Origin of the sequence: Thalassovita aquimarina (genome assembly GCF_018219815.1) — a bacterium.
GTDB lineage: Bacteria > Pseudomonadota > Alphaproteobacteria > Rhodobacterales > Rhodobacteraceae > Thalassobius > Thalassobius aquimarinus.
This window is the reverse complement of the sequence record NZ_JADMKU010000004.1, coordinates 262,058-284,303: the sequence shown is the minus strand read 5'-3', so window position 1 is coordinate 284,303 and position 22,246 is coordinate 262,058. Positions and strand designations below refer to the sequence as shown.

Genomic DNA, 22,246 nt, shown 5'->3' with positions numbered 1-22,246 from the left:
GGCGTCGTGTCGAAAATCATCGCGTGATCCACTCGCTGATCTGAATACCGAAGGGCCGCCCAATGGGCGGCCCTTTTCTTTTGTGTAATCGCCCGTGTCCTATGCGAGGAATTCGGGGCATCCGGCGAATCTTTAGAACGATACACGCGCGCGCGGACGCGCCCATGGGGTCCTTTTTCGTTGGCGCTGCACAGATTGTCCCGCCGCGAACGACTTATCCCTTGCCACACGCTCTTTGCCCCTGTATGGAGCGCGAGTTCTATACGTGAACGTCAAGGCGGGGTGATTCCCGCCTTTTGGGTTCGATGAGGGTGAGCGATGAGCGCCTGTCCTCCTCTCAACCCCAACGCCTGAAGATAAAGGCTGACATAATGCAAAGCCAAAATATTCGTATTCGGCTGAAGGCATTCGATTACCGGGTACTGGATGCCAGCACCCAGGAAATCGTCAACACGGCGAAGCGCACCGGCGCGAATGTCCGTGGCCCGATCCCGCTGCCGAACAAGATTGAGAAGTTCACCGTTCTGCGTGGCCCTCACATCGACAAGAAATCCCGCGACCAGTTCGAGATCCGCACGCACAAGCGTCTGCTCGACATCGTTGATCCGACCCCCCAGACCGTGGACGCGCTGATGAAGCTCGACCTCGCGGCTGGCGTGGACGTCGAGATCAAGCTGCAGTCCTAAGATCGGAGGGTATTTGAGATGCGCTCTGGTGTTATCGCTAAGAAGGTGGGAATGACCCGCCTGTTCATGGAAGACGGCAAGCAGATCCCTGTGACCGTTCTTCAACTGGAAAACCTGCAGGTCGTTTCGCAGCGCACCGCCGAACAGCACGGCTACACCGCCGTTCAGCTGGGCGCCGGTTCCGCCAAGGCAAAGCGGACCAGCAAGGCCATGCGCGGCGTTTTCGCCGCTGCCAAGGTCGAGCCCAAGCGTAAGCTGGCCGAATTCCGCGTGTCCGAAGACAACCTGATCGAGGTTGGCGCCGAGATTTCCGCCGAGCACTACGTTGCCGGTCAGAAAGTCGACGTCGCCGGTACTTCGATCGGTAAAGGCTTCGCCGGTGCCATGAAGCGGCACAACTTCGGCGGCCTGCGCGCCACGCACGGCGTGTCGATCAGCCACCGTTCGCACGGTTCGACCGGTCAGTGTCAGGACCCGGGCAAGGTGTTCAAGGGCAAGAAGATGGCAGGCCACATGGGTGCCGTCCGCGTGACCACGCAGAACCTGGAAGTCGTGAAAACCGATGCCGACCGTGGCCTGATCATGGTCAAGGGCGCGGTTCCCGGTTCCAAGGGCGGCTGGGTCACCATCAAAGACGCCGTGAAGAAGAAGCTGCCCGAGAACGTTCCGTTCCCGGCGGCCCTGAAATCGGCTGCAACCGAGGCGCCCGCCGCGGAAGCTCCTGCCGAAGGGGGTGAAGAATGAAACTTGATGTGATCAAACTGGACGGCGGCAAAGCCGGTTCGGTGGACCTGTCCGACGACCTGTTCGGCCTGGAACCCCGCGCCGACATCCTGCACCGCGTGGTCCGCTGGCAGCGTAACAACGCGCAGGCCGGCACCCACAAGGTCAAGACCCGCTCGGAAACCAGCTATTCGACCAAGAAGATCTATCGCCAGAAGGGCACCGGCGGCGCACGCCACGGTGACCGTAACGCGCCGATCTTCCGCAAAGGTGGTATCTACAAGGGCCCGACCCCGCGCAGCCACGGTCATGACCTGACCAAGAAGTTCCGCAAGCTGGGCCTGAAGCACGCTCTGTCCGCCAAGGCGAAAGCCGGTGAACTGGTCGTGATCGAGAACGCCGAAGCCGAAGGCAAGACCGCAGCCCTGGCCAAGCAGGTGAAGAACCTGGGCTGGAAGCGCGCTCTGATCATCGACGGTGCCACCGTCAATGAAGGTTTCGCCCAAGCAGCCCGCAACATCGAAGGCCTGGATATCCTGCCGTCGATGGGCGCAAACGTCTATGACATCCTCAAGCGTGACACCCTGGTGCTCACCAAGGCGGCTGTCGAAGCTCTGGAGGCTCGTCTGAAATGACCACCAAAGCAGAACTCTATGACGTGATCCGCAAGCCGGTCATCACCGAGAAAGCCACCATGGCTTCGGAAAACGGTGCTGTCGTGTTCGAGGTCGCGATCGATGCCAACAAACCCCAGATCAAAGAGGCCGTCGAGTCTCTGTTCGGGGTCAAGGTGAAGGCGGTGAACACCACCATCACCAAGGGCAAGACCAAGCGCTTCCGGGGCACCCTGGGCAAGCGCAAGGACGTCAAGAAGGCCTATGTGACCCTCGCAGAGGGCAACACGATCGACGTGTCGACCGGCCTCTGATCGGATTGCCTGATCGAAGACATGAAAGCCCCCGCCGAAAGGCGGGGGTTTTTTTGTTTGGAGATAGATGTTGGTTTGGACACAACTGATCCGATACGATTGATTTAATATAAAGCCATCGAGTGAATGCAGGGATGCAGATAATACTCTAATGTGTCCGGACTATTGAACATAAAGCCGAGAAAAATGACGTGGACTTCACAAGTGTAATTTCTGCGGGGACTACGTCGCGGCTAAAGGCTTTCAGTCTGCTTGGGGAGATGGAATTTGTTTGAGTATGACAAGAACCTGCTCGGTGAATTGAAATTCGAAATGCTTTACCCTGCAGAGGGGGATAGCTCGGTTCTAGAAGTATCCGAGGACAGCGTCGGGGATTTTCTACACGTGATCCTGTCAGGTGACGGGCAACTGATTTTTTCGTTCTTTTCAAAATCAGCAGTAAATTTGACGGATGAGCAGTTCTGTCAAATACGAGAACGAGCAAAAGTAAATCTGTCGCTGACGGATATGTCGTTGTTCGGTGAATAGCCGTCAGTAACGCCCCATGGGGAGTGTGCTTGCGCATACCCTACCGTGTGGTTTTGCCCCCGCGCGAACAGCGGCTGCCAGAGTGCCGCGCATCAGCGAAGCGCTCCATGTGACGGTGATTTTGGAAATGGATAGCTTCGACGACTGGAACCGGGCCTTGGAAAGGGTGAATTAGTGAAGCTCATTGGAAGCAAAGCTGAAGAAGATTTTCGCAGAGAGTTGATATCTGGCAGCAAGTACTTTTCGGAAAATGAACGCGGTACGAATGTTCTCAAACGAATTCGCATGGAGTTCCCAAATGTGCGAACCGCTCACATTCTCAATTGGATTCCTGAGCAGGGGGAGGAGATCATCGATGTGCTTGTAGACGACGACATTGTTGTGCATCTGGAGGTCCCGCATACTTTCAAGCAACTTGCTGAGATCGAGCTAAGTCGGGTGACGCTGGATCGCTATGAACGGTCTCTATCCAAGATTTCGCGGATCAAGTTGGCTGTTGCGCTGGACTTGGCGCGCGCCGGCTTCTGAGGGCGCAGTCGTTCCCCTTATTTCTTTGCCTTCGCTATAGACTCCCCCCAACAACCCTGCTACATCGCCCCAATCGCGTGGCCTCGGATTCGTTCCGGGGCCTGTTGATTTTGGAATCTGGGACCTTCGGGGCCCTCTTAAGTTGGCCACCCTAGTAGGGCGTTTCCTTCGGAAACAACCGGGCGGGGGGCTATAACCAGGGTAGGCGCAGGCTTGCCTCACAAAACGGAAGACAGAAAGCATGGCACTCAAGTCGTATAAACCGACGACGCCGGGCCAGCGTGGGCTGGTACTGATCGACCGTTCGGAGCTGTGGAAAGGGCGTCCGGTCAAATCCCTCACTGAGGGTCTGACCAAGAACGGCGGCCGTAACAACACCGGACGGATCACGATGCGCCGCAAGGGCGGCGGGGCAAAGCGCCTTTATCGTATCGTCGACTTCAAGCGTAAGAAATTCGATATCGCCGCCACCGTTGAGCGGATCGAATACGACCCCAACCGCACCGCGTTCATCGCGCTGATCAAATACGAAGACGGCGAGCAGGCCTATATCCTGGCCCCGCAGCGTCTGGCGATCGGCGACACCGTGATCGCGTCGGCAAAGGCCGACATCAAGCCGGGCAACACCATGCCGTTCTCGGGCATGCCGATCGGTACCATCGTTCACAACATCGAACTGAAGCCCGGCAAAGGCGGCCAGATCGCCCGCGCGGCAGGCACCTATGCCCAGTTCGTCGGTCGTGACGGCGGCTACGCCCAGATCCGCCTGAGCTCGGGCGAACTGCGCCTGGTGCGTCAGGAATGCCTGGCGACCGTCGGTGCCGTGTCGAACCCCGACAACAGCAACCAGAACTTCGGTAAAGCCGGCCGCATGCGCCACAAGGGCATCCGCCCGAGCGTCCGCGGTGTCGTCATGAACCCGATCGACCACCCCCATGGTGGTGGTGAGGGCCGGACTTCGGGTGGCCGTCACCCGGTTACCCCTTGGGGCAAGCCGACCAAGGGTAAGCGTACCCGTAACACCAACAAGGCGTCGCAGAAGCTGATCATCCGCTCGCGTCACGCCAAGAAGAAGGGCCGGTAAGACATGGCGCGTTCTGTATGGAAAGGCCCCTTCGTGGATGCTTACGTGCTTAAGAAAGCCGAAGCAGCCCGTGAATCGGGGCGCAATGAAGTCATCAAAATCTGGTCGCGTCGTTCGACGATCCTGCCCCAGTTCGTGGGTCTGACGTTCGCCGTCTACAACGGCCAGAAGCACATTCCGGTCAACGTGACCGAGGACATGATCGGCCAGAAGTTCGGTGAATATTCGCCGACCCGTACCTATTACGGGCATGCTGCCGACAAGAAAGCGAAAAGGAAGTAAGCCATGGGCAAGGCAAAGAACCCCCGCCGCGTGGCCGAAAACGAAGCAATGGCGAAAACGCGCATGCTTCGGACCAGCCCGCAGAAACTGAACCTGGTCGCCGCAATGATCCGCGGCAAGAAGGTTGACAAGGCTCTGAACGACCTGACCTTCTCGAAGAAGCGGATCGCGCAGGATGTCAAGAAGTGCCTGCAGTCGGCCATCGCCAACGCCGAGAACAACCATAACCTGGACGTCGACGAACTGGTCGTCGCCGAGGCTTATGTCGGTAAGAACCTGACCATGAAGCGCGGTCGCCCGCGGGCGCGTGGTCGTTTCGGCAAGATCATCAAGCCGTTCTCGGAGCTCACCATCAAGGTGCGTCAAGTTGAGGAGCAAGCCTAATGGGTCAGAAAGTCAATCCGATCGGCATGCGTCTTCAGGTCAACCGCACCTGGGACAGCCGCTGGTACGCCGATACCAAGGACTACGGTGATCTTCTGCTGGAAGACCTGAAAATCCGCGACTTCATCAAGGATGAATGCAAGCAGGCCGGCGTGGCCCGCGTGATCATCGAGCGTCCGCACAAGAAGTGCCGTGTGACCATTCACACCGCACGTCCGGGCGTGATCATCGGCAAAAAAGGCGCCGATATCGAAGTTCTGCGCAAGAAGCTGGCGAACATGACCGACAGCGAACTGCACCTGAACATCGTCGAAGTCCGCAAGCCGGAACTGGACGCTCAGCTGGTGGCGGAATCGATCGCCCAGCAGCTGGAACGCCGGGTTTCGTTCCGCCGCGCGATGAAGCGTTCGGTTCAGAACGCGATGCGCATGGGTGCCCTGGGCATCCGGGTGAACGTCGCCGGTCGTCTGGGCGGTGCCGAAATCGCACGTACCGAATGGTACCGCGAAGGCCGCGTGCCGCTGCACACCCTGCGTGCGGACATCGATTACGCCCACGCCGAAGCGTCGACGCCCTATGGCATCATCGGCATCAAAACCTGGATCTTCAAAGGCGAGATCATGGAACACGACCCGCAGGCTCGTGACCGTCGCGCCGCGGAGCTTCAGGATGGCCCTGCGCCCCGCGGTGCTGCGCCGCGCGGCCGTCGTTAAGGAGTCCTGAGATATGCTTCAGCCAAAGCGTACTAAATTCCGCAAGATGCACAAAGGCCGGATCCACGGCCTGGCAAAAGGCGGCAGCGACCTGAACTTCGGCACCTACGGCCTGAAGGCCGTGGAACCGGAGCGGATCACCGCCCGCCAGATCGAAGCCGCACGTCGTGCCATGACCCGTCACATGAAGCGTCAGGGCCGCGTCTGGATCCGCATCTTCCCCGACCTGCCGGTCACCGCGAAACCGATCGAGGTTCGTATGGGTAAAGGTAAAGGTTCGGTGGACCGCTGGACCGCCAAGGTCAAGCCGGGCCGGATCATGTTCGAGATCGACGGCGTCGACGAAGACATCGCCCGCGAGGCCCTGCGCCTGGCCGCGATGAAGCTTCCGATCAAGACCCGCGTCGTCGTTCGCGAAGACTGGTAAGGTGGTGCCGGGCGAGAGCCCGACCTACGAAAAAATCGAAACCCCCGCGCGAGAGATCGCGCGGGGGTTTTGTTTTGGTTACGGCTTATGCGATGAATGGCGTTATGAGATTCTTGTCATGGTTTAGAGCGGGCAGGTTGTCTGGCAGCGACCTCGTGGGGCAGATTGTCGAAATCAATCTTGGATCATTCTACTGCTATGGCATTTGCACCCATGACTTGGGCAAGCAAGGGCATGTCCTGCGGATGTTTGCCCGAAAGTTGGGCAAGCCGGCTGACGACATTAGCAAATTCAGCAGCGATGAGCCTGTTCGGATGGTAATCCATTTTCCGCTTAGATACGCGAAAGACGAACCTGAGATCAGATTGATCGGGAGGCGACGCCTGAGCCGTATTGAGGCAAAACTACCAAAATTTCGGAGTTTAGGGCTCGCTAGGCACGATGAAATGCCAAAGGGTTGGTGGATCATCGATGGGGATAAAGAGACTTGGGTAGATGCTCTGACACATGAAATGGCGGGATATTCCGACGATGGTTTCCCTAATTTAGAAGCAATAAAAGATCTCTATGATCGGGATCTTTTTCCGCACTCGCCGGAATTGCTTTGCCGGGGACCTCTGGCATTCCAAATGACCGAGAAACAATAATTCGCCAGTAAGCAAACCGTAGAGTGGGGTTTCACTTCACCACATCGGTCTAAATTACGCTGACGGGGATTGGTGAGCTGAAACCCCACCCTACTCAGATGTCAGCCGTTCCGTCCGGTTCCGATCCGGGGTGTGCCCCTCAGCGGTTCACTCGCCCCATTTGTAATTGAAGCTTACCGAAACCCGGTCTTCCTCGGCCATGTTCATCGGCACTTCGTGGCGCAGCCAGCTTTCCCACAACAATACGTCGCCCACGTCGGGCTTCATGTAGATGAAGGTCTGCAGATCGCGCCGCGCGTCCTTGCGGCGGGCGGGGGCGGCCATCATCCGGGCGGACCGCGGGTCTTCCAGCTTCAGCGCGCTGGTGCCCTGCGGCATCGACACGTAGGTGGTGCCGGAAATCACCGAATGCGGGTGCAGGTGCGAGCTATGGGTGCCACCTTCGGGCAGGATGTTGATCCACAGGTCTTCCAGCACCAGTTCCTTGTCGCCCAGGTCGAATTCCAGGTCGTTGGCGAAGGCTGCGACGTGCTGGTCCAGCGACTTGATGACGTCGCCGAAGATCGGGAAACGCCAGCCCAGATCGGTCAGCGACGCATAGGAGGTGTAGCCGGGATAACCGTTTTTCTCGCACCATTCCTGGCCGGCCTCGTCATCCTCGGCGATCGAGTAGCAGGAGGCTTCCAGTTCATCTGTATCGACGGCGGGCCCGAATTCATTCAGCCGGGCACGGTAAAGGCGGGTCACGAAGAGTGATTCAATCTCAGACATGGGGTTGTCATAGCGCAGGGCGTGGCGAAGGGGTAGGGGCCCCGTGACCGCGCCCGGAGGGACGGTAAACGAAACCCCCGCCGTCAGGAACGGCGGGGGCTTGCGTCATGCATTGCTTGCGCGGGGCGTTCAGGCGACGTTCTTCTTCGGCGCGGCGGTGAAATCGACATCGTCCACATCCGTGTCATCGGTCAGGTCGAGCTTTATCAGCTCGCTTCCTTGGCCGTCCGCGTCATCCGGCGCCTCGTTTGCGGCGGTGTCCGCCGCATCGTCGCCCTCGGCTTCGAGGGTGAATTCATCCATCGCCGCGCGCAGCGCCTGGGCCTGGGCCGCCAGTTCCTCGGCGGTGGCGGACATTTGCTCGGAAGCCGCGTTGTTGGCCTGGGTGATGCTGTCGAGTTCGGTGATCGCGCCGTTGATCTGGCCCATGCCGACCGAAATCTCGCCATTGGCCTTGGCGATGTTGCTGACCAGTTGCGCGGTGCGTTCGATCTTGGGCACCAGCCGGTCCAGCATCTCGACCGCCTTTTCGGCCACCGCGACCGTGTCCTTGGTCAGCGTCCCCATCTCGCTGGCGGCGTCCTGGCTGCGTTCGGCCAGTTTGCGCACCTCGCTCGCCACGACGCTGAAGCCGCGACCGTGTTCGCCGGCGCGGGCGGCCTCGACGGCGGCATTCAGGGCCAGCAGATCGGTCTGACGGGCGATTTCCTGGATGATCTGGATCCGGTCTACGATATTGGTGGTGTATTCCATCGCGCTCCTGACCGCATCGCCGCTGCTGCGGGCATCTTCGGCAGAGCTCAGCGCCATTTGCTCGGTTTCCTGCGTGGCGTCGGCATTCTGTTCCACATTGGCGGTCATTTCTTCGACCGAGCTCGAAGCGTCTTCGGTGGCCGAGGCCTGGTTGGCCGACGCTTCCTGCAGCTGTTCCGAGGTGCGCGCCATCTGTACGGCGCCGGCGGACACGTTGGCGGACCCGGCCGCGACCGAAGACACGATTTCACGCAGCCCACCTACCATTCGGTTCAGGTTGTCCAGAAGAACGCCGAACTCGCCTTTTTCCTTGTGATCCACCGTTTTGCTCAGATCTCCATTGGCGACATCGTGGCTCAGCGAAACGGCCAGCCGGAAGCCGCGCTTGAGTTTCCGATGGGTGGCCACAGCGCTCAGCAGGCTGATGAAGATCGCCGCACCGATCAGAACTGCGACAATGAACCAGGCCTGGTCGTAGATCTGTTCGGATTCTTCCAGCGCCTTTTCCATCTTCGAGGTCTGCGAAGACGCGATCGCGCCGGTGGCGACCGCCAACTCGGCTTGGATCATTGTCGCTTCCTGTAGCAGCGAAGATATCGTCAAGTCGCTGCCGCCGTAGGACACGACCTCCATCACCTTCTCGAAGGCGGTGAAGAGTTTGCTGTTCATCTGGGCATAGGTATTCAAGAACTCGACCATTTCTTCGTCCGCACCTTCCGATGCGTCGTTTGCAAGAAGGTCCTGCTGATAGCGCAGCATGTCCAGTTGATCCTTCATCGCTTTTCGTCTGCCGAAGTCCTTGATCAGCAGATAGTCGCGGATGGTGACCTGAGCGTCTTGTTGCAGCTTTGCCAGGGCATCGATGTTTCGCAGGGTGCCGACATTGCTGTCCACGATATGCTGACCGCGCTGCTTTACTTCGTGCAACTGGTAAAGCGCCATGGCGCCGATACCCACGAACATGGCGGACAACAGGAGAAAGGTTAGGGAAAGTCGTAATTTGAGCGTCATTTTCGGTGTTCTTCAGTTGTGTGGAAGGGGGGCATTCGGCGGGCGCACCACGGGGGGCTCCGAATGGTCCGATGGGAACGGAAAGCTGAGCGGTGTCACATATCGTTGCTATGCCTTTGAGTTCCGGTGAAAAGGTCTTCTTTGGGATACTGTTGAAGACGGCCGGGACGTCATGGGTTTTAACGGCAGTCCAGCCGCAAGAGCCCGTTTTTTAAGGGAAAAAGTGGTATCTAAAGGATGCCCGGGACGCGCATCTGTATAGGTGTTTCGCGGCGGTCCGCGCGGTGTTTCAAGTTGAAATGCCCCAATAGATTGTATTCAGATTCAAAGCCTATGGAAAGCAATGGGTTAAATGGGGGTCCGTCTTTGTGGCGCTCTCTTTAAAGACGATTTCCGATTCATTATGGTGTGTATCAAGAAGTATTATTCCCCGATTGGTCCGGGAAGTGCGGATCGGCCCCGGCAGGGGGACAGTCGCTGGCATGGGGCAGGCGGCCGGATCGGACGACCGGACGGATCTGGAACGGCGGTGCATCGGCTATCGCGCCTTCCAATCAATGAAATATGATAACTTTCGCTTGCCACCCAGGTGTCCGGCCTTTATAGAGCGGCATCTCGCGGATTCCGGGTGACCGGGATTCGCGCGTTTGTTTTTGAATCCACCGGACACAAGGTGACCTTCGGGGCCTTCTGGTGTAGTAGAAAAGGAAAAGGCGATGAACGCCAAAGAACTGAGTGAAAAGACACCGGACCAGCTCCGCGAGGAACTGGCTTCGCTGAAGAAAGAAGCGTTTAACCTGCGCTTTCAACAGGCCACCGGTCAGCTGGAAAACACCGCACGCATGCGTCAGGTCCGCCGTGACGCCGCCCGTGTCAAAACCGTGTTGAACCAAAAAGCCCAAGCGGCTGCTGAATAAGGACCTGTCTGATGCCCAAACGTATTCTTCAAGGCACCGTTACCTCGAACGCCAATGCTCAGACCGTGACCGTTCTGGTCGAGCGCCGCTTCACTCATCCGGTTCTGAAAAAGACCATTCGTAAGTCCAAGAAATACCGGGCTCACGACGAGAACAACCAATTCAACGTCGGCGATACCGTCCGTATCCAGGAATGTGCGCCGAAGTCGAAAACCAAGCGTTGGGAAGTGGTCGCCTCCTGAGGCGGCGACTTGCAAAGCTTTAATCGAAACCCTGGGGGAATGGGCAACTGCAAGCCCCCCCAAAGGTCGGGAGAAACCAAATGATCCAGATGCAGACCAATCTGGATGTTGCTGACAACTCCGGCGCTCGCCGAGTTCAGTGCATCAAGGTTCTGGGTGGCTCGCACCGTCGCTACGCGTCGGTCGGCGACATCATCGTGGTGTCGGTCAAAGAAGCCATCCCGCGCGGCCGCGTGAAAAAAGGTGACGTCCGCAAGGCCGTCGTCGTGCGCACCGCCAAAGAAGTTCGCCGCGAAGACGGCACTTCGATTCGTTTTGACCGCAACGCCGCCGTCATCCTGAATAACGCGGGCGAACCGGTCGGCACCCGTATCTTCGGACCGGTTGTTCGCGAACTTCGCGCGAAGAACTTCATGAAGATCATCTCGCTCGCCCCGGAGGTGCTGTAAGATGGCTGCCAAACTGAAAAAAGGCGACAAGGTCGTCGTTCTGGCCGGCAAGGACAAGGGCAAGGAAGGCGTGATCGCATCCGTTGACCCGAAAGCCGGCAAGGCCGTGGTCGAAGGCATCAACATGGCCATCCGCCACACCCGTCAGACCCAGACCAGCCAGGGCGGCCGCCTGCCCAAGGCGATGCCGATCGCTCTGTCGAACCTGGCATTCCTGGACGCAAACGGCAAAGCGACCCGCGTCGGCTTCCGCATGGAAGGTGACAAGAAGGTTCGTTTCGCCAAGACCACGGGGGACGTGATCGATGCTTGATACCGCAAATTACACCCCGCGTCTGAAGACGCTCTATGCCGACACCATCCGGGCCGCTCTGAAAGAAGAGTTCGGGTACAAGAACGACATGCAGATTCCGCGTCTGGACAAGATCGTCCTGAACATCGGCTGCGGCGCTGAAGCTGTCAAAGACAGCAAGAAAGCGAAGTCGGCGACCGAGGACCTGACGATGATCGCCGGCCAGAAGGCCGTGACCACCGTCGCCAAGAATTCGATCGCGGGTTTCCGCGTGCGTGAAGGTATGCCGATGGGTGCGAAAGTGACCCTGCGCGGCGACCGCATGTACGAATTCCTGGACCGTCTGATCACCATCGCAATGCCCCGTATCCGCGACTTCCGCGGCGTTTCGGGCAAGTCGTTCGATGGTCGTGGCAACTACGCCACCGGTCTGAAAGAGCACATCGTCTTCCCCGAGATCGATTTCGACAAGGTCGATGAAGTCTGGGGCATGGACATCGTGATTGCCACCACCGCGAACACCGACGCGGAAGCCAAGAGCCTGTTGAAGCACTTCAACATGCCCTTCAACAGCTGACGCGGGGAGATAGAGTAATGGCTAAGAAATCCATGGTCGAACGCGAGAACAAGCGTCAGAAGCTGGTGGCCCGTTATGCCGCCAAGCGCGCTGCTCTCAAAGAGATCATCAACGACAAAGAAAAGCCGATGGAAGAGCGTTTCCGCGCGTCCCTGAAGCTTGCTGAACTGCCGCGCAACAGCTCGGCTACCCGTCTGCACAACCGCTGTCAGCTGACCGGCCGTCCCCACGCTTACTACCGTAAGCTCAAGGTCAGCCGTATCATGCTGCGGGAACTGGGCTCGTTTGGCCAGATCCCCGGTCTGGTGAAATCCAGCTGGTAAGGGAGAGAGTGATATGAACGATCCTATCGGCGATATGCTCACCCGTATCCGCAACGCACAGATGCGCGGCAAGTCGACCGTGTCGACCCCGGCATCGAAACTGCGCGGCTGGGTTCTGGATGTACTGGCTGACGAAGGCTACATCCGCGGCTACGAAAAAGGCACCGATGTCAACGGTCACCCGACCCTTGAAATCAGCCTGAAATACTACGAAGGCACCCCTGTCATTCGCGAACTGAAGCGGGTTTCGAAGCCCGGTCGCCGCGTCTACATGGGCGTCAATGACATCCCCGTTGTCCGTCAGGGCCTGGGCGTGTCGATTGTCAGCACTCCGAAAGGTGTGATGTCGGACGCAAGCGCGCGCTCCAACAATGTTGGCGGCGAAGTGCTCTGCACCGTCTTCTAAGGAGGGTCTGCAATGTCTCGTATTGGTAAAAAGCCGGTCGAACTGCCCAGCGGCGTTTCCGCCTCTGTGTCGGGTCAGACCATCGAAGTGAAGGGTCCGAAAGCGACCCAGAGCTTCACCGCCACCGACGACGTCACCATCGCGGTCGAAGACAATGTCGTGACCGTGACCCCGCGTGGCAAGTCCAAGCGCGCCCGTCAGCAATGGGGCATGTCGCGCACCGTCGTGGCCAACATGGTCAAAGGTGTGACGGAAGGCTTCAAGAAAGAGCTGGAAATCAACGGTGTGGGTTACCGGGCTCAGATGGCAGGCAATGTCCTGAAGCTGAACCTCGGCTATTCGCACGAAGTCAACTTCGAGGTGCCGAACGGCGTGACCGTGACCTGCCCGAAGCAGACCGAAATCGTTGTCGAAGGCGATGATCCGCAGCTCGTCGGCCAGGTCGCGGCCAATATCCGCGAATGGCGTAAACCCGAGCCCTACAAGGGCAAAGGCATCAAGTACAAAGACGAGTATATCTTCCGCAAGGAAGGCAAGAAGAAGTAAGGACGAGCAAAATGGCAAACAGCAAACGGACCCTGTTCCTGAAGCGCCGTCTGCGCGTTCGGAACAAGCAGCGGAAAGTGAACGTCGGCAAGCTTCGCCTGTCGGTTCATCGCTCCAACAAGAACATCAGCGTGCAGCTGATCGACGACGTTCAAGGCGTCACCCTGGCATCGGCCTCCTCGCTGGAGAAAGATCTGGGCGTGGTTGGCAAGAACAACGTCGAAGCGGCTGCAAAGGTAGGCACGGCAATCGCCGAGCGCGCCAAGAAAGCCGGCGTCGAAGAATGCTACTTCGACCGTGGCGGCTTCCTGTTCCACGGCAAGGTGAAGGCTCTGGCCGACGCTGCGCGTGAAGGCGGGCTGAAGTTCTAAGCAACCCTGTGGGGGACGTTCGCGTCCCCCCGATGATCCGGGCCGGTGCAGTCCGCACGGGACACTGGGATCGAGTATAACGGCGCCGCAAGCGCCACCTTGAAAAGGAATGCCTAATGGCAGAACGTGATAACCGTCGGGGTCAGCGTCGCGACCGTGACGAAGCACCCGAATTCGCAGATCGCCTGGTTGCGATCAACCGTGTGTCGAAAACCGTGAAAGGTGGTAAGCGCTTCGGCTTTGCCGCTCTCGTGGTTGTTGGCGACCAGAAGGGCCGCGTCGGCTTCGGCAAGGGTAAAGCGAAAGAGGTCCCCGAGGCCATCCGCAAGGCCACCGAACAAGCCAAGCGCAACATGATCCGCGTCGCCCTGAAAGAAGGCCGCACACTGCACCATGACATGGAAGGCCGCCACGGCGCCGGCAAGGTCATCATGCGGACTGCGCCTGAAGGTACCGGGATCATCGCCGGTGGTCCGATGCGTGCCGTGTTTGAAATGCTGGGCATCAAGGACGTGGTGTCGAAGTCGGTCGGTTCGCAGAACCCCTATAACATGATCCGCGCCACGCTGGACGGCCTGAAGAAAGAGGCCAGCCCGCGTTCGGTCGCAGCCCGTCGCGGCAAGAAGGTGGCAGACATCCTCCGCAAGGATGAAGCCCCCGCCAAAGCGGAAGCGTAAGGAGAATTCGGCATGGCTAAAACCATCGTTGTCAAGCAGATCGGTTCGCCGATCCGTCGTCCCGCCGTTCAGCGTCAGACCCTGATCGGTCTGGGCCTGAACAAGATGCACAAGACCCGGGAACTCGAAGACACGCCGTCTGTTCGCGGCATGGTCAACAAGATACCGCACCTGGTCGAAATCATCGAAGAGCGCGACTAACGCGGACGCGACGCAGGGTTTAGACCCGGCGTAGAAATCAGAACGCCCCCGGTCAGCAATGGCCGGGGGCGTTTTCCGTTGGCTTGCAGCATCGCCGTCGAGGCGGGGGCTGTCCGGCAGGTCGGTCCGGAATTATCGCGACGACCTGAGATCGGGGGATTGACGGGCCTTGGCGCGGGGCAGGGCGGTTTGCGAGCTGTTGAAGCGGGTAACGGCCTGTTTCGTCGCCAAAGTCTGGGCGACGCTGGCGGCCTTGCGCGTGTCGACGCTTGACAGAACCTTGTCGAAAGCGATCCCCACAGGCGTGGGATTCATGTTGTTATCGACGAGGTTGATCCGCGGTGCGGCTCCGTTCCACGGGTAGGGATTGGCAGCGAACCAAGCGTGCCGTTCGACGAATGGCAGCTTATCCATCATGGTGATGGCCTCTCGGGCGAATTTCGCATTCTGTTCATAGGTGACGGCGCCGGGGCGGGACCAGTCGATCAAGGCGAATTCGGTGACCCAGATCGGGCGGTTGTATTCGCGGTGCACCGCCTGCAGCCATTTCCGGAAGGCGCTCACGCTGCCGTTTTCCGAATAGTAATGCACGGCCATGAAATCGACACGCAGACCGCGGCGCTGAACCTCGGTCATGAAGCGGCGCTGCCAGGACCCCTTGCCGAGCGTTTCGTCCTGCGTGGTGGCCGGACTGCCGAGCCGAAGTCCTTTTTGTTCGAGTTTGGGCCATAACACGATGGCCTGTTCGACCGAAAGGCCCGCCTGATGGCTGCCATTGTCGCGATCGGGTTCGTTGAAGCCCAGAAGCGCCTTTGGACGGCTGGAGGAGACGATGCTTTTGCTCACATCGCGCGCATTGTGGATCATCGGCACGAATTCGACGGTCCGGGATACACCGCCGCGATGCCACATCTGATCCGGACGCCAATTGTAATACCACTCGAGTCCGGGTCGGTTTTCGATCCATTCCAGCGTGGTTTTGCGGGAATTTTCCCAGGCGCCCACACCCGCCTTTTGCGCCAAGGCGGATTGCGCGAGGATCAGGGAGGCCAGCAGGAAGGCCAGGCTGCGTATCAGTGCGATCATACGTATCTCTCCCGTTTCGGGACGGACCTTTCATCTAAGAACGGTTGAGTACTGCAAGATTTGAGCAAGATTGAGGCGGAACCGTGGAAATCGGCAAAAAATCGCCTTTTGGTGGCGAAACACACGCTTGACGGGACTGCCTCAAACGAGCCGGAAGCGAAAATGGCGATGGTCGGAACTTTCATGTCGCCCAGGCAGACAACGATGGTTGGCAACTCATGATCGAAGCCGGATTGGTGCCGGCCTGACCACCGGCGAACGCGATCGATGCCATGTCAGGATCGTTTCGACGCAGACGGACACGCGTTGCCATATTAACTCACATCCCAAATACAGTTTTGAGAGCATGTAAAAACAGTGCCAGCTTTGGCGTTACAGTTGAGGCCGCTCAATTTTTCTAGGGATTTTGTTAATGTCGATGCGTTCGGAGAATACTGTGCAGCCCCCCTCTCACCGCCCGGGAGTGGCGGAAAACAGTGCGGTGAAATTCGATACCCTGGTGTTTTTGGCCGCGGAACAGTCGCCAAATGGCGTCATCATCATCGATACGGATGGTGTCGTCATCTGGGCAAACCAAACGCTTTGCAGCATCTTCGGCTACCAGCCCGAGGAGTTGACCGGCAAACGGTTGGAAATCCTTCTGCCCGAAAAACTGCGAGACCGTCATGTGCAACTGCGCCAAGGTTTCGAAGCTGCTCCGAAAAGCCGGCCGATGGGGGGCAACCAGGTTCTGTTCGGGCGGCATCGGGAAGGATATGATGTCCCGATCGAAATCGGGCTCAACATGATCGAGGCCGATGGCCGCGCCTACAGCATTGCCTTCGTTTCCGACATTACCGAGCGCCTTACGCAAAAAGACGAATTGCAAAAGCATCGCCGCAATCTGAAAGAGCTCGAAATCCAGCACCGCAACCTCGAAGGGCTGGTGCGGGAACGGACCGAGGATCTGCGGCTGGCGTTGCAGTCGACCCAATCCAATGTCCAGTTGCTCAACGACGTGTTGTCGACGCTCAGCCATGAAATCCGCACGCCGCTCAATACGATCATCGGCTATGCGGAACTGCTGGAACTGCTGGATGGCGATGAAAACGGGGCGTCCGGCCACAAGACCCGGGAATACGCCAAGTTCATCCTGGATGCGGGGATCAACCTGATCAGCCTGACCCAGAAGGCCACCAACATGACGATGGTGTCCACCGGCAAGGTTGCCTCGACAATCGAGCCCGTCCATCTTCTCGATGTGCTGGATTTGGCCCGGCAGCGTAACGAACGGCTCTATTCAGAACACTCGATCAAGTACAAGATCCAGGTTCCCGAAAACTTGACCTTGCGTGGCAACAGCGACCTTTTGATCCGGGCGTTGGCGCTGGTGTTCGAAAATGCCGCCAAATATGCCGGTACGGAATGCGAAGTGCGCGTTTCTGCCGAGATCAGCAATGGCGCATGCCGGATCCGGGTCGATGACAATGGTCCCGGGCTTGATGCGTCCGATCAGAACCGGGTCTTTGAACCGTTCGAGCGGCTGATGCACAAGCATGGCGAAATTTCCGGCGCCGGGTTGGGGCTGACCCTTGCGCGTGCCTATGTGGACGCGATGGGTGGCCGCATCGGGATGGAGAAATCGCCGGAGGGCGGGGCGCGGGTCTGGATCGAACTGCCGTCGCCCTGAAACCCGGCGGGACATAGGGATGGCCACCCCGCCGGGTGGTCGGTTCGCGCAGTCTTGCAATGCGATTGGCTTGGGTTTATACGCCCCCCGGTGGACTTTGAGCCACAGAATCAACAATCAAGAAAAGCCGCGTTTGGTCCTGTCACGCTTCGGGGGCCACATCCGGCAAGGAGAAGCGACATGAAATTGAATGAACTGCGCGACAATCCTGGCGCAACGCCGAAACGCACCCGTGTGGGCCGTGGTCCCGGTTCGGGCAAGGGTAAGATGGGCGGCCGTGGTATCAAAGGCCAGAAATCCCGTTCGGGCGTGGCCATCAACGGCTACGAAGGCGGCCAGATGCCGCTCTACCAGCGCCTTCCCAAGCGCGGCTTCAACGTTCCGAACCCGAAGAAATACGCTGTTGTGAACCTGGGCATCCTGGCCAAGTTCATCGACGCCGGCAAGATCGACGCCAAGGCACCGATCACCGAAGACGTGCTGGTCGAAAGCGGCCTGGTGCGCCGCAAGCTGGACGGCGTTCGCATCCTGGCCAAGGGCGATTTCAGCGCCAAGATCGACCTGGAAGTGACCGGCGCTTCGAAAGCAGCCATCGAAGTCGTCGAAAAAGCAGGCGGTTCGCTGAAGGTCAAAGCGTAAGCGACAGCTTAACGGGTTGTGAGCGGCGCCTTAGCCGCTTACATAGAACCCCAGTTTTCCTAAGAACGCCGCCTGAGCTGGAAAACGCTCTAGGCGGCGTTGTCATATAAGAGAGACCACGCATGGTATCTGCAGTCGAACAAATGGCAGCGAACACGAGCTGGGCCGCCCTTGGAAAGGCGACCGAGCTGCGCAGCCGGATCCTGTTCACCCTGGGCCTTCTGATCGTGTATCGCCTTGGCACCTTCATCCCGGTTCCCGGGATCGACGGCGCGGCGCTGCGCGACTTCATGGAAGGAGCGGCCGCCGGTCTGGGCGGCATCCTGTCGATGTTTACTGGCGGCGCGTTGGGCCGGATGGGCATTTTCGCCCTGGGCATCATGCCCTATATCTCGGCCTCGATCATCGTGCAGCTTCTGACCTCGATGGTGCCTTCGCTGGAGCAGCTGAAGAAGGAAGGCGAACAGGGCCGCAAGAAGATCAACCAATATACCCGTTACGGCACCGTGGCGCTGGCCACGCTGCAGGCCTACGGCCTTGCGGCCTCGCTGGAAGCGGGCGACCTGGTGACCGATCCGGGGCTGTTCTTCCGCGCATCCTGCGTCATCACCCTCGTTGGCGGCACCATGTTCCTGATGTGGCTGGGTGAACAGATCACCAATCGCGGCATCGGCAACGGTATTTCCCTGATCATCTTCGTCGGCATCATCGCCGAGGTTCCCGCCGCGCTGGCACAGTTCCTCAGCCAGGGCCGGTCCGGCGCGATCAGCCCGGCAGTGATCGTCGGCGTGCTTCTGATGGTGATTGCCACGATCGCCTTCGTGGTGTTTATGGAACGCGCCCTGCGCAAAATCCACATCCAGTACCCGCGCCGCCAGGTCGGGATGAAGGTCTATGACGGCGGCTCCAGCCACCTGCCGATCAAGGTCAACCCGGCCGGCGTGATCCCGGCGATCTTCGCCAGCTCGCTGCTGCTGCTGCCGACCACGATCAGCACCTTTTCGGGTCAGCAGACCGGTCCGATCATGTCGACCCTGCTGGCCTATTTCGGCCCCGGTCAGCCGCTTTACTTGGCCTTCTTCACCGGGATGATCGTGTTCTTCGCGTATTTCTACACGTTCAACGTGTCGTTCAAGCCCGATGACGTGGCCGACAACCTGAAAAACCAGAACGGTTTCGTTCCCGGTATCCGTCCGGGCAAGAAAACCGCCGAATACCTGGAATACGTGACCAACCGGATTCTGGTGCTGGGGTCACTCTATCTTGCGGCAGTTTGTCTCTTGCCCGAGATTTTGCGTAGCCAACTGGCGATCCCCTTCTATTTTGGCGGCACCTCGGTGCTGATCGTCGTGTCCGTGACCATGGATACGATCCAACAGGTGCAAAGCCACCTGCTGGCGCACCAGTACGAAGGGCTGATTGAAAAATCGCAGCTTCGCGGTAAAGGGAAGAAACGCGCAAGGAAGGGACCCGCACGTCGATGAATATTATTTTGCTTGGACCGCCCGGAGCGGGCAAAGGAACGCAAGCCCGCTATCTGGTGGATACCCGCAACATGATCCAGCTTTCGACCGGCGACATGCTGCGCGAAGCCAAGGACAGCGGCACCGAGATGGGCAAGATCGTGGCCGACGTGATGGCGCGCGGTGATCTGGTTACCGACGAGATCGTGATCGGCCTGATCCGCGAGAAGCTGGAAGGCGACAAGGCCGGCGGTTTCATCTTCGACGGCTTCCCCCGCACCCTGGCCCAGGCGGATGCCCTGGCCGAGCTGCTGGAGGAAAAGGGCGAGAAGCTTGATGCCGTTGTCGAGATGCAGGTGGACGATGCCGCGTTGGTGTCGCGCATCACCGGCCGCTCGACCTGCGGCGACTGCGGCGAGGTCTATCACGACGAGACCAAGCCCTGGCCGGCTGACGGCAAGTGCACCAATTGCGGCGGCACCACCCAGAAGCGCCGGGCGGACGACAACGAGGACAGCCTCAAGCAGCGCCTGATGGAATACTACAAGAAGACCTCCCCGCTGATCGGCTACTACTATGCCAAGGGTCAGCTGAGCTCGGTCGATGGCCTGGGCGAAATCGATGGCGTGCGCGCCGCGATCTCGGCGATCCTGGACGCCTGACCGGCCCGGGGCAGGGATTGGAAACGGCGGCACCTTTACGGGCGCCGCCGTTTCCCTTTTCAGGGGAAGCGCGGCGCGGAATTCCCGGCTGACTTCGCCGGACCCAATCCGCCCTTGACCTTGTGGAAAAATCCTCCTACCTACCGACATCTCTGTAAGAGAATCATTTTTGTAATACGGGTCGCACCCGTGTTAGAGATCACCTGGATCAGCTGCGGCCCGAAGCGGGATAGCTTCGGGCTTACGTTGTGAAAAAAGGTTCTGGAGTTACGGAACCGCAACGAAAAGGAAAGTTAGACGTGGCACGTATCGCCGGCGTAAACATCCCGACTGCAAAACGGGTCCCCATCGCCCTCACTTACATCACCGGTATTGGCCCCTCGTCGGCCAAGGCCATCTGCGAAGCCGTGAACATCGAATCGACGCGTCGTGTGAACGAACTGTCGGACGCCGAAGTTCTGGCCATCCGCGAACATATCGACGCCAACTACACCGTCGAAGGTGACCTGCGTCGTGAAGTTCAGATGAACATCAAGCGCCTGATGGACCTGGGCTGCTACCGCGGCCTGCGCCATCGTCGCAACCTCCCCGTACGCGGTCAGCGTACTCACACCAACGCTCGTACCCGCAAAGGCCCCGCAAAGGCCATCGCCGGTAAGAAGAAGTAAGGGAGGACAGCACCAATGGCACGTGATACCCGTCGTGGGGGCAAGAAAAAGGTCTCCAAGAACATCGCAGCTGGCGTCGCACATGTGAACTCCAGCTTCAACAACACCAAGATTCTGATCTCGGACGTGCAGGGCAACGCCATTTCGTGGTCGTCGGCCGGCACCATGGGCTTCAAGGGGTCGCGCAAATCGACTCCCTACGCGGCTCAGATGGCTGCGGAAGACGCAGGCAAGAAAGCACAGGAACACGGCGTTAAAACCCTGGAAGTCGAAGTTCAGGGCCCCGGTTCGGGCCGTGAATCGGCGCTGCGCGCGCTGGCCGCTGTCGGTTTCAACATCACCTCGATCCGTGATGTGACCCCGATCGCGCACAACGGCTGCCGCCCGCCGAAACGTCGCCGGGTCTAATAACATCTTTATCAGCTGGGGCTGTGCGACCGCACGGCCCCAGTCCGTCATTTTGAAACCTCGGGCGTCTTGGCCTTCGGACATGGGGACAAGACAGGAATGGAGGGACGCATGATCCACAAGAACTGGGCAGAATTGATCAAGCCGACTCAGCTTGACGTGAAGCCGGGCAATGACCCGAGCCGTCAGGCTGCGCTGGTTGCCGAACCGCTGGAACGCGGTTTCGGCCTGACGCTGGGCAACGCGCTGCGTCGCGTGCTGATGAGCTCGCTTCAGGGCGCCGCCATCACCAGCGTTCAGATCGACAACGTTCTGCACGAATTCTCCAGCGTTGCCGGTGTGCGTGAAGACGTGACCGACATCGTGCTGAACCTCAAGGGCGTGTCGCTACGGATGGAAGTCGAAGGGCCCAAGCGCCTGTCGATCAACGCCAAGGGGCCGGCCGTGGTCACCGCGGGCGACATCAGCGACAGCGCGGGCATCGAGATCCTGAACAAGGATCACGTGATCTGTCACCTCGACGAAGGTGCGGACCTGTACATGGAACTGACCGTCAACACCGGTAAGGGCTATGTCCCGGCTGACCGCAACAAGCCGGAAGACGCGCCCATCGGCCTGATGCCGATCGACGCGATCTATTCGCCGGTCAAGAAGGTCAGCTACGACGTGCAGCCGACCCGTGAAGGTCAGGTTCTGGACTATGACAAGCTGACCATGAAGATCGAAACCGACGGATCGGTCACCCCCGAGGACGCGATCGCCTTTGCGGCGCGCATCCTGCAGGATCAGCTGTCGATCTTCGTCAACTTCGAAGAACCCGAAGCGGCTGGCCGCGAGGCGGAAGACGACGGTCTGGAATTCAACCCGCTGCTGCTGAAGAAAGTGGACGAACTGGAACTGTCGGTCCGTTCGGCAAATTGCCTGAAGAACGACAACATCGTCTATATCGGCGACCTGATCCAGAAAACCGAAGCCGAGATGCTGCGCACCCCGAACTTCGGCCGCAAGTCGCTGAACGAGATCAAGGAAGTGCTGTCGGGCATGGGCCTGCATCTGGGCATGGATGTCGAGGACTGGCCGCCGGACAACATCGAAGATCTGGCGAAGAAGTTCGAAGACGCCTTCTGAGCGATCGAGAAACAAGAAGGGGCGGCGGCATCCGTCGCCCCGGACCGAACAAATGCC

33 protein-coding genes are annotated in these 22,246 nt (G+C 59.1%); 30 read left to right on the top strand and 3 right to left on the bottom strand.

Annotated elements, in window-relative coordinates:
* Positions 1–371: 371 nt before the first annotated feature.
* From rpsJ to IT775_RS06950, 12 genes are all read left to right on the top strand, one after another.
* Complete coding sequence (gene rpsJ, locus IT775_RS07005) at positions 372–686, top strand: 30S ribosomal protein S10 (RefSeq protein WP_130402770.1); 315 nt, start codon at positions 372–374, stop codon at positions 684–686.
* Between the two features lie 18 nt (positions 687–704).
* Positions 705–1,430, top strand: coding sequence for a 50S ribosomal protein L3 (rplC, locus tag IT775_RS07000; protein ID WP_212700369.1), 726 nt, complete (start codon positions 705–707; stop codon positions 1,428–1,430).
* A complete protein-coding gene (rplD, locus tag IT775_RS06995; RefSeq protein ID WP_212700368.1) occupies positions 1,427–2,044 on the top strand; it encodes a 50S ribosomal protein L4 in 618 nt (205 codons plus the stop codon). The genes rplC and rplD overlap by 4 nt, the downstream gene beginning before the upstream one ends.
* A complete protein-coding gene (locus tag IT775_RS06990; protein ID WP_212700367.1) occupies positions 2,041–2,337 on the top strand; it encodes a 50S ribosomal protein L23 in 297 nt (98 codons plus the stop codon). The genes rplD and IT775_RS06990 overlap by 4 nt, the downstream gene beginning before the upstream one ends.
* A gap of 267 nt (positions 2,338–2,604) precedes the next feature.
* On the top strand, positions 2,605–2,865 hold the full coding sequence (locus IT775_RS06985; protein ID WP_212700366.1) for a hypothetical protein: 261 nt from the start codon (positions 2,605–2,607) through the stop codon (positions 2,863–2,865).
* 174 nt (positions 2,866–3,039) lie between these two features.
* Positions 3,040–3,393: a hypothetical protein gene (locus IT775_RS06980; protein ID WP_212700365.1), complete on the top strand. Its 354-nt coding sequence runs from the start codon at positions 3,040–3,042 to the stop codon at positions 3,391–3,393.
* A gap of 241 nt (positions 3,394–3,634) precedes the next feature.
* Positions 3,635–4,477: a 50S ribosomal protein L2 gene (gene rplB, locus IT775_RS06975; protein WP_212700364.1), complete on the top strand. Its 843-nt coding sequence runs from the start codon at positions 3,635–3,637 to the stop codon at positions 4,475–4,477.
* A 3-nt stretch (positions 4,478–4,480) separates the two neighbouring features.
* On the top strand, positions 4,481–4,759 hold the full coding sequence (gene rpsS / locus IT775_RS06970; protein WP_212700363.1) for a 30S ribosomal protein S19: 279 nt from the start codon (positions 4,481–4,483) through the stop codon (positions 4,757–4,759).
* A 3-nt stretch (positions 4,760–4,762) separates the two neighbouring features.
* Entirely contained in the window at positions 4,763–5,143 is a 381-nt protein-coding gene (gene rplV / locus IT775_RS06965; RefSeq protein WP_212700362.1) for a 50S ribosomal protein L22, read from the top strand.
* Entirely contained in the window at positions 5,143–5,856 is a 714-nt protein-coding gene (gene rpsC / locus IT775_RS06960; protein ID WP_212700361.1) for a 30S ribosomal protein S3, read from the top strand. Before rplV ends, rpsC begins: the two co-directional genes overlap by 1 nt.
* Before the next feature lie 13 nt (positions 5,857–5,869).
* Complete coding sequence (gene rplP / locus IT775_RS06955) at positions 5,870–6,283, top strand: 50S ribosomal protein L16 (protein ID WP_212700360.1); 414 nt, start codon at positions 5,870–5,872, stop codon at positions 6,281–6,283.
* Between the two features lie 92 nt (positions 6,284–6,375).
* Positions 6,376–6,930, top strand: a complete 555-nt coding sequence (locus IT775_RS06950; RefSeq protein WP_212700359.1) for a hypothetical protein — start codon at positions 6,376–6,378, stop codon at positions 6,928–6,930.
* A gap of 147 nt (positions 6,931–7,077) precedes the next feature.
* Here the strand turns inward: IT775_RS06950 and IT775_RS06945 are convergent, their stop codons facing one another.
* Together IT775_RS06945 and IT775_RS06940 are read right to left on the bottom strand one after the other, a co-directional pair.
* Positions 7,078–7,701 carry a 2OG-Fe(II) oxygenase family protein gene (locus IT775_RS06945; protein WP_212700358.1) on the bottom strand — a complete coding sequence of 208 codons (624 nt, stop codon included), beginning with the start codon at positions 7,699–7,701 and terminating at the stop codon, positions 7,078–7,080.
* Positions 7,702–7,830: 129 nt separating this feature from the next.
* A complete protein-coding gene (locus tag IT775_RS06940) occupies positions 7,831–9,465 on the bottom strand; it encodes a methyl-accepting chemotaxis protein (RefSeq protein ID WP_212700357.1) in 1,635 nt (544 codons plus the stop codon).
* 716 nt (positions 9,466–10,181) lie between these two features.
* Here IT775_RS06940 and rpmC point away from each other — a divergent pair.
* The 11 genes from rpmC (at position 10,182) to rpmD (ending at position 14,466) form a co-directional block, all read left to right on the top strand.
* Entirely contained in the window at positions 10,182–10,382 is a 201-nt protein-coding gene (rpmC, locus tag IT775_RS06935) for a 50S ribosomal protein L29 (protein ID WP_160975265.1), read from the top strand.
* 11 nt (positions 10,383–10,393) lie between these two features.
* Positions 10,394–10,624 carry a 30S ribosomal protein S17 gene (rpsQ, locus tag IT775_RS06930; RefSeq protein ID WP_212700356.1) on the top strand — a complete coding sequence of 77 codons (231 nt, stop codon included), beginning with the start codon at positions 10,394–10,396 and terminating at the stop codon, positions 10,622–10,624.
* 80 nt (positions 10,625–10,704) lie between these two features.
* Entirely contained in the window at positions 10,705–11,073 is a 369-nt protein-coding gene (rplN, locus tag IT775_RS06925; protein WP_009805806.1) for a 50S ribosomal protein L14, read from the top strand.
* 1 nt (position 11,074) lies between these two features.
* Entirely contained in the window at positions 11,075–11,386 is a 312-nt protein-coding gene (gene rplX / locus IT775_RS06920; RefSeq protein WP_212700355.1) for a 50S ribosomal protein L24, read from the top strand.
* The gene (gene rplE / locus IT775_RS06915; protein ID WP_212700354.1) at positions 11,379–11,942 is read left to right on the top strand and encodes a 50S ribosomal protein L5; all 564 of its coding nucleotides are present in this window, start codon (positions 11,379–11,381) and stop codon (positions 11,940–11,942) included. The genes rplX and rplE overlap by 8 nt, the downstream gene beginning before the upstream one ends.
* A gap of 17 nt (positions 11,943–11,959) precedes the next feature.
* A complete protein-coding gene (gene rpsN, locus IT775_RS06910) occupies positions 11,960–12,265 on the top strand; it encodes a 30S ribosomal protein S14 (protein WP_212700353.1) in 306 nt (101 codons plus the stop codon).
* Positions 12,266–12,278: 13 nt separating this feature from the next.
* A complete protein-coding gene (gene rpsH / locus IT775_RS06905; protein WP_212700352.1) occupies positions 12,279–12,671 on the top strand; it encodes a 30S ribosomal protein S8 in 393 nt (130 codons plus the stop codon).
* Positions 12,672–12,683: 12 nt separating this feature from the next.
* Entirely contained in the window at positions 12,684–13,217 is a 534-nt protein-coding gene (gene rplF, locus IT775_RS06900) for a 50S ribosomal protein L6 (RefSeq protein WP_212700351.1), read from the top strand.
* Positions 13,218–13,228: 11 nt separating this feature from the next.
* Positions 13,229–13,588, top strand: coding sequence for a 50S ribosomal protein L18 (rplR, locus tag IT775_RS06895; protein ID WP_212700350.1), 360 nt, complete (start codon positions 13,229–13,231; stop codon positions 13,586–13,588).
* A gap of 116 nt (positions 13,589–13,704) precedes the next feature.
* Positions 13,705–14,265, top strand: coding sequence for a 30S ribosomal protein S5 (gene rpsE, locus IT775_RS06890; protein ID WP_212700349.1), 561 nt, complete (start codon positions 13,705–13,707; stop codon positions 14,263–14,265).
* Between the two features lie 12 nt (positions 14,266–14,277).
* The gene (gene rpmD, locus IT775_RS06885) at positions 14,278–14,466 is read left to right on the top strand and encodes a 50S ribosomal protein L30 (RefSeq protein ID WP_212700348.1); all 189 of its coding nucleotides are present in this window, start codon (positions 14,278–14,280) and stop codon (positions 14,464–14,466) included.
* A 132-nt stretch (positions 14,467–14,598) separates the two neighbouring features.
* Here the strand turns inward: rpmD and IT775_RS06880 are convergent, their stop codons facing one another.
* The gene (locus IT775_RS06880; RefSeq protein ID WP_212700347.1) at positions 14,599–15,552 is read right to left on the bottom strand and encodes a glycosyl hydrolase; all 954 of its coding nucleotides are present in this window, start codon (positions 15,550–15,552) and stop codon (positions 14,599–14,601) included.
* A gap of 481 nt (positions 15,553–16,033) precedes the next feature.
* Here IT775_RS06880 and IT775_RS06875 point away from each other — a divergent pair, with 481 nt between their 5' ends.
* The 7 genes from IT775_RS06875 (at position 16,034) to IT775_RS06845 (ending at position 22,189) form a co-directional block, all read left to right on the top strand.
* Positions 16,034–17,221 (top strand): PAS domain-containing sensor histidine kinase, encoded by a 1,188-nt coding sequence (locus IT775_RS06875; protein ID WP_212700346.1) that lies wholly within the window; start codon positions 16,034–16,036, stop codon positions 17,219–17,221.
* 180 nt (positions 17,222–17,401) lie between these two features.
* Positions 17,402–17,860, top strand: a complete 459-nt coding sequence (gene rplO, locus IT775_RS06870; protein ID WP_212700345.1) for a 50S ribosomal protein L15 — start codon at positions 17,402–17,404, stop codon at positions 17,858–17,860.
* Positions 17,861–17,982: 122 nt separating this feature from the next.
* On the top strand, positions 17,983–19,344 hold the full coding sequence (gene secY, locus IT775_RS06865; RefSeq protein WP_212700344.1) for a preprotein translocase subunit SecY: 1,362 nt from the start codon (positions 17,983–17,985) through the stop codon (positions 19,342–19,344).
* On the top strand, positions 19,341–19,985 hold the full coding sequence (locus IT775_RS06860; protein ID WP_212700343.1) for an adenylate kinase: 645 nt from the start codon (positions 19,341–19,343) through the stop codon (positions 19,983–19,985). Before secY ends, IT775_RS06860 begins: the two co-directional genes overlap by 4 nt.
* Positions 19,986–20,284: 299 nt before the next feature.
* Positions 20,285–20,653, top strand: a complete 369-nt coding sequence (gene rpsM, locus IT775_RS06855) for a 30S ribosomal protein S13 (RefSeq protein ID WP_212700342.1) — start codon at positions 20,285–20,287, stop codon at positions 20,651–20,653.
* Positions 20,654–20,668: 15 nt separating this feature from the next.
* On the top strand, positions 20,669–21,061 hold the full coding sequence (rpsK, locus tag IT775_RS06850) for a 30S ribosomal protein S11 (RefSeq protein ID WP_136636924.1): 393 nt from the start codon (positions 20,669–20,671) through the stop codon (positions 21,059–21,061).
* Between the two features lie 111 nt (positions 21,062–21,172).
* Positions 21,173–22,189, top strand: coding sequence for a DNA-directed RNA polymerase subunit alpha (locus IT775_RS06845; protein WP_212700341.1), 1,017 nt, complete (start codon positions 21,173–21,175; stop codon positions 22,187–22,189).
* Positions 22,190–22,246 lie beyond the last annotated feature (57 nt).

Bases quoted from the DNA above. Each gene is read 5' to 3' on its own strand.
- IT775_RS06860 (WP_212700343.1), top strand. From the start codon at position 19,341: ATGAATATTATTTTGCTTGGACCGCCCGGAGCGGGCAAAGGAACGCAA.
- rpsN (WP_212700353.1), top strand. From the start codon at position 11,960: ATGGCTAAGAAATCCATGGTCGAACGCGAGAACAAGCGTCAGAAGCTG.
- rplB (WP_212700364.1), top strand. From the start codon at position 3,635: ATGGCACTCAAGTCGTATAAACCGACGACGCCGGGCCAGCGTGGGCTG.
- IT775_RS06990 (WP_212700367.1), top strand. From the start codon at position 2,041: ATGACCACCAAAGCAGAACTCTATGACGTGATCCGCAAGCCGGTCATC.
- rpsC (WP_212700361.1), top strand. From the start codon at position 5,143: ATGGGTCAGAAAGTCAATCCGATCGGCATGCGTCTTCAGGTCAACCGC.
- IT775_RS06945 (WP_212700358.1), bottom strand. From the start codon at position 7,701: ATGTCTGAGATTGAATCACTCTTCGTGACCCGCCTTTACCGTGCCCGG.
- rpsS (WP_212700363.1), top strand. From the start codon at position 4,481: ATGGCGCGTTCTGTATGGAAAGGCCCCTTCGTGGATGCTTACGTGCTT.
- rplD (WP_212700368.1), top strand. From the start codon at position 1,427: ATGAAACTTGATGTGATCAAACTGGACGGCGGCAAAGCCGGTTCGGTG.
- IT775_RS06845 (WP_212700341.1), top strand. From the start codon at position 21,173: ATGATCCACAAGAACTGGGCAGAATTGATCAAGCCGACTCAGCTTGAC.
- rplC (WP_212700369.1), top strand. From the start codon at position 705: ATGCGCTCTGGTGTTATCGCTAAGAAGGTGGGAATGACCCGCCTGTTC.
- rplO (WP_212700345.1), top strand. From the start codon at position 17,402: ATGAAATTGAATGAACTGCGCGACAATCCTGGCGCAACGCCGAAACGC.
- secY (WP_212700344.1), top strand. From the start codon at position 17,983: ATGGTATCTGCAGTCGAACAAATGGCAGCGAACACGAGCTGGGCCGCC.
- rplE (WP_212700354.1), top strand. From the start codon at position 11,379: ATGCTTGATACCGCAAATTACACCCCGCGTCTGAAGACGCTCTATGCC.
- rpsH (WP_212700352.1), top strand. From the start codon at position 12,279: ATGAACGATCCTATCGGCGATATGCTCACCCGTATCCGCAACGCACAG.
- rplR (WP_212700350.1), top strand. From the start codon at position 13,229: ATGGCAAACAGCAAACGGACCCTGTTCCTGAAGCGCCGTCTGCGCGTT.
- rpsE (WP_212700349.1), top strand. From the start codon at position 13,705: ATGGCAGAACGTGATAACCGTCGGGGTCAGCGTCGCGACCGTGACGAA.
- rpsJ (WP_130402770.1), top strand. From the start codon at position 372: ATGCAAAGCCAAAATATTCGTATTCGGCTGAAGGCATTCGATTACCGG.
- IT775_RS06940 (WP_212700357.1), bottom strand. From the start codon at position 9,465: ATGACGCTCAAATTACGACTTTCCCTAACCTTTCTCCTGTTGTCCGCC.
- rplV (WP_212700362.1), top strand. From the start codon at position 4,763: ATGGGCAAGGCAAAGAACCCCCGCCGCGTGGCCGAAAACGAAGCAATG.
- rplX (WP_212700355.1), top strand. From the start codon at position 11,075: ATGGCTGCCAAACTGAAAAAAGGCGACAAGGTCGTCGTTCTGGCCGGC.
- rpsK (WP_136636924.1), top strand. From the start codon at position 20,669: ATGGCACGTGATACCCGTCGTGGGGGCAAGAAAAAGGTCTCCAAGAAC.
- IT775_RS06880 (WP_212700347.1), bottom strand. From the start codon at position 15,552: ATGATCGCACTGATACGCAGCCTGGCCTTCCTGCTGGCCTCCCTGATC.
- rpmD (WP_212700348.1), top strand. From the start codon at position 14,278: ATGGCTAAAACCATCGTTGTCAAGCAGATCGGTTCGCCGATCCGTCGT.
- rplP (WP_212700360.1), top strand. From the start codon at position 5,870: ATGCTTCAGCCAAAGCGTACTAAATTCCGCAAGATGCACAAAGGCCGG.
- rpmC (WP_160975265.1), top strand. From the start codon at position 10,182: ATGAACGCCAAAGAACTGAGTGAAAAGACACCGGACCAGCTCCGCGAG.
- rpsQ (WP_212700356.1), top strand. From the start codon at position 10,394: ATGCCCAAACGTATTCTTCAAGGCACCGTTACCTCGAACGCCAATGCT.
- IT775_RS06950 (WP_212700359.1), top strand. From the start codon at position 6,376: ATGAATGGCGTTATGAGATTCTTGTCATGGTTTAGAGCGGGCAGGTTG.
- rplF (WP_212700351.1), top strand. From the start codon at position 12,684: ATGTCTCGTATTGGTAAAAAGCCGGTCGAACTGCCCAGCGGCGTTTCC.
- rplN (WP_009805806.1), top strand. From the start codon at position 10,705: ATGATCCAGATGCAGACCAATCTGGATGTTGCTGACAACTCCGGCGCT.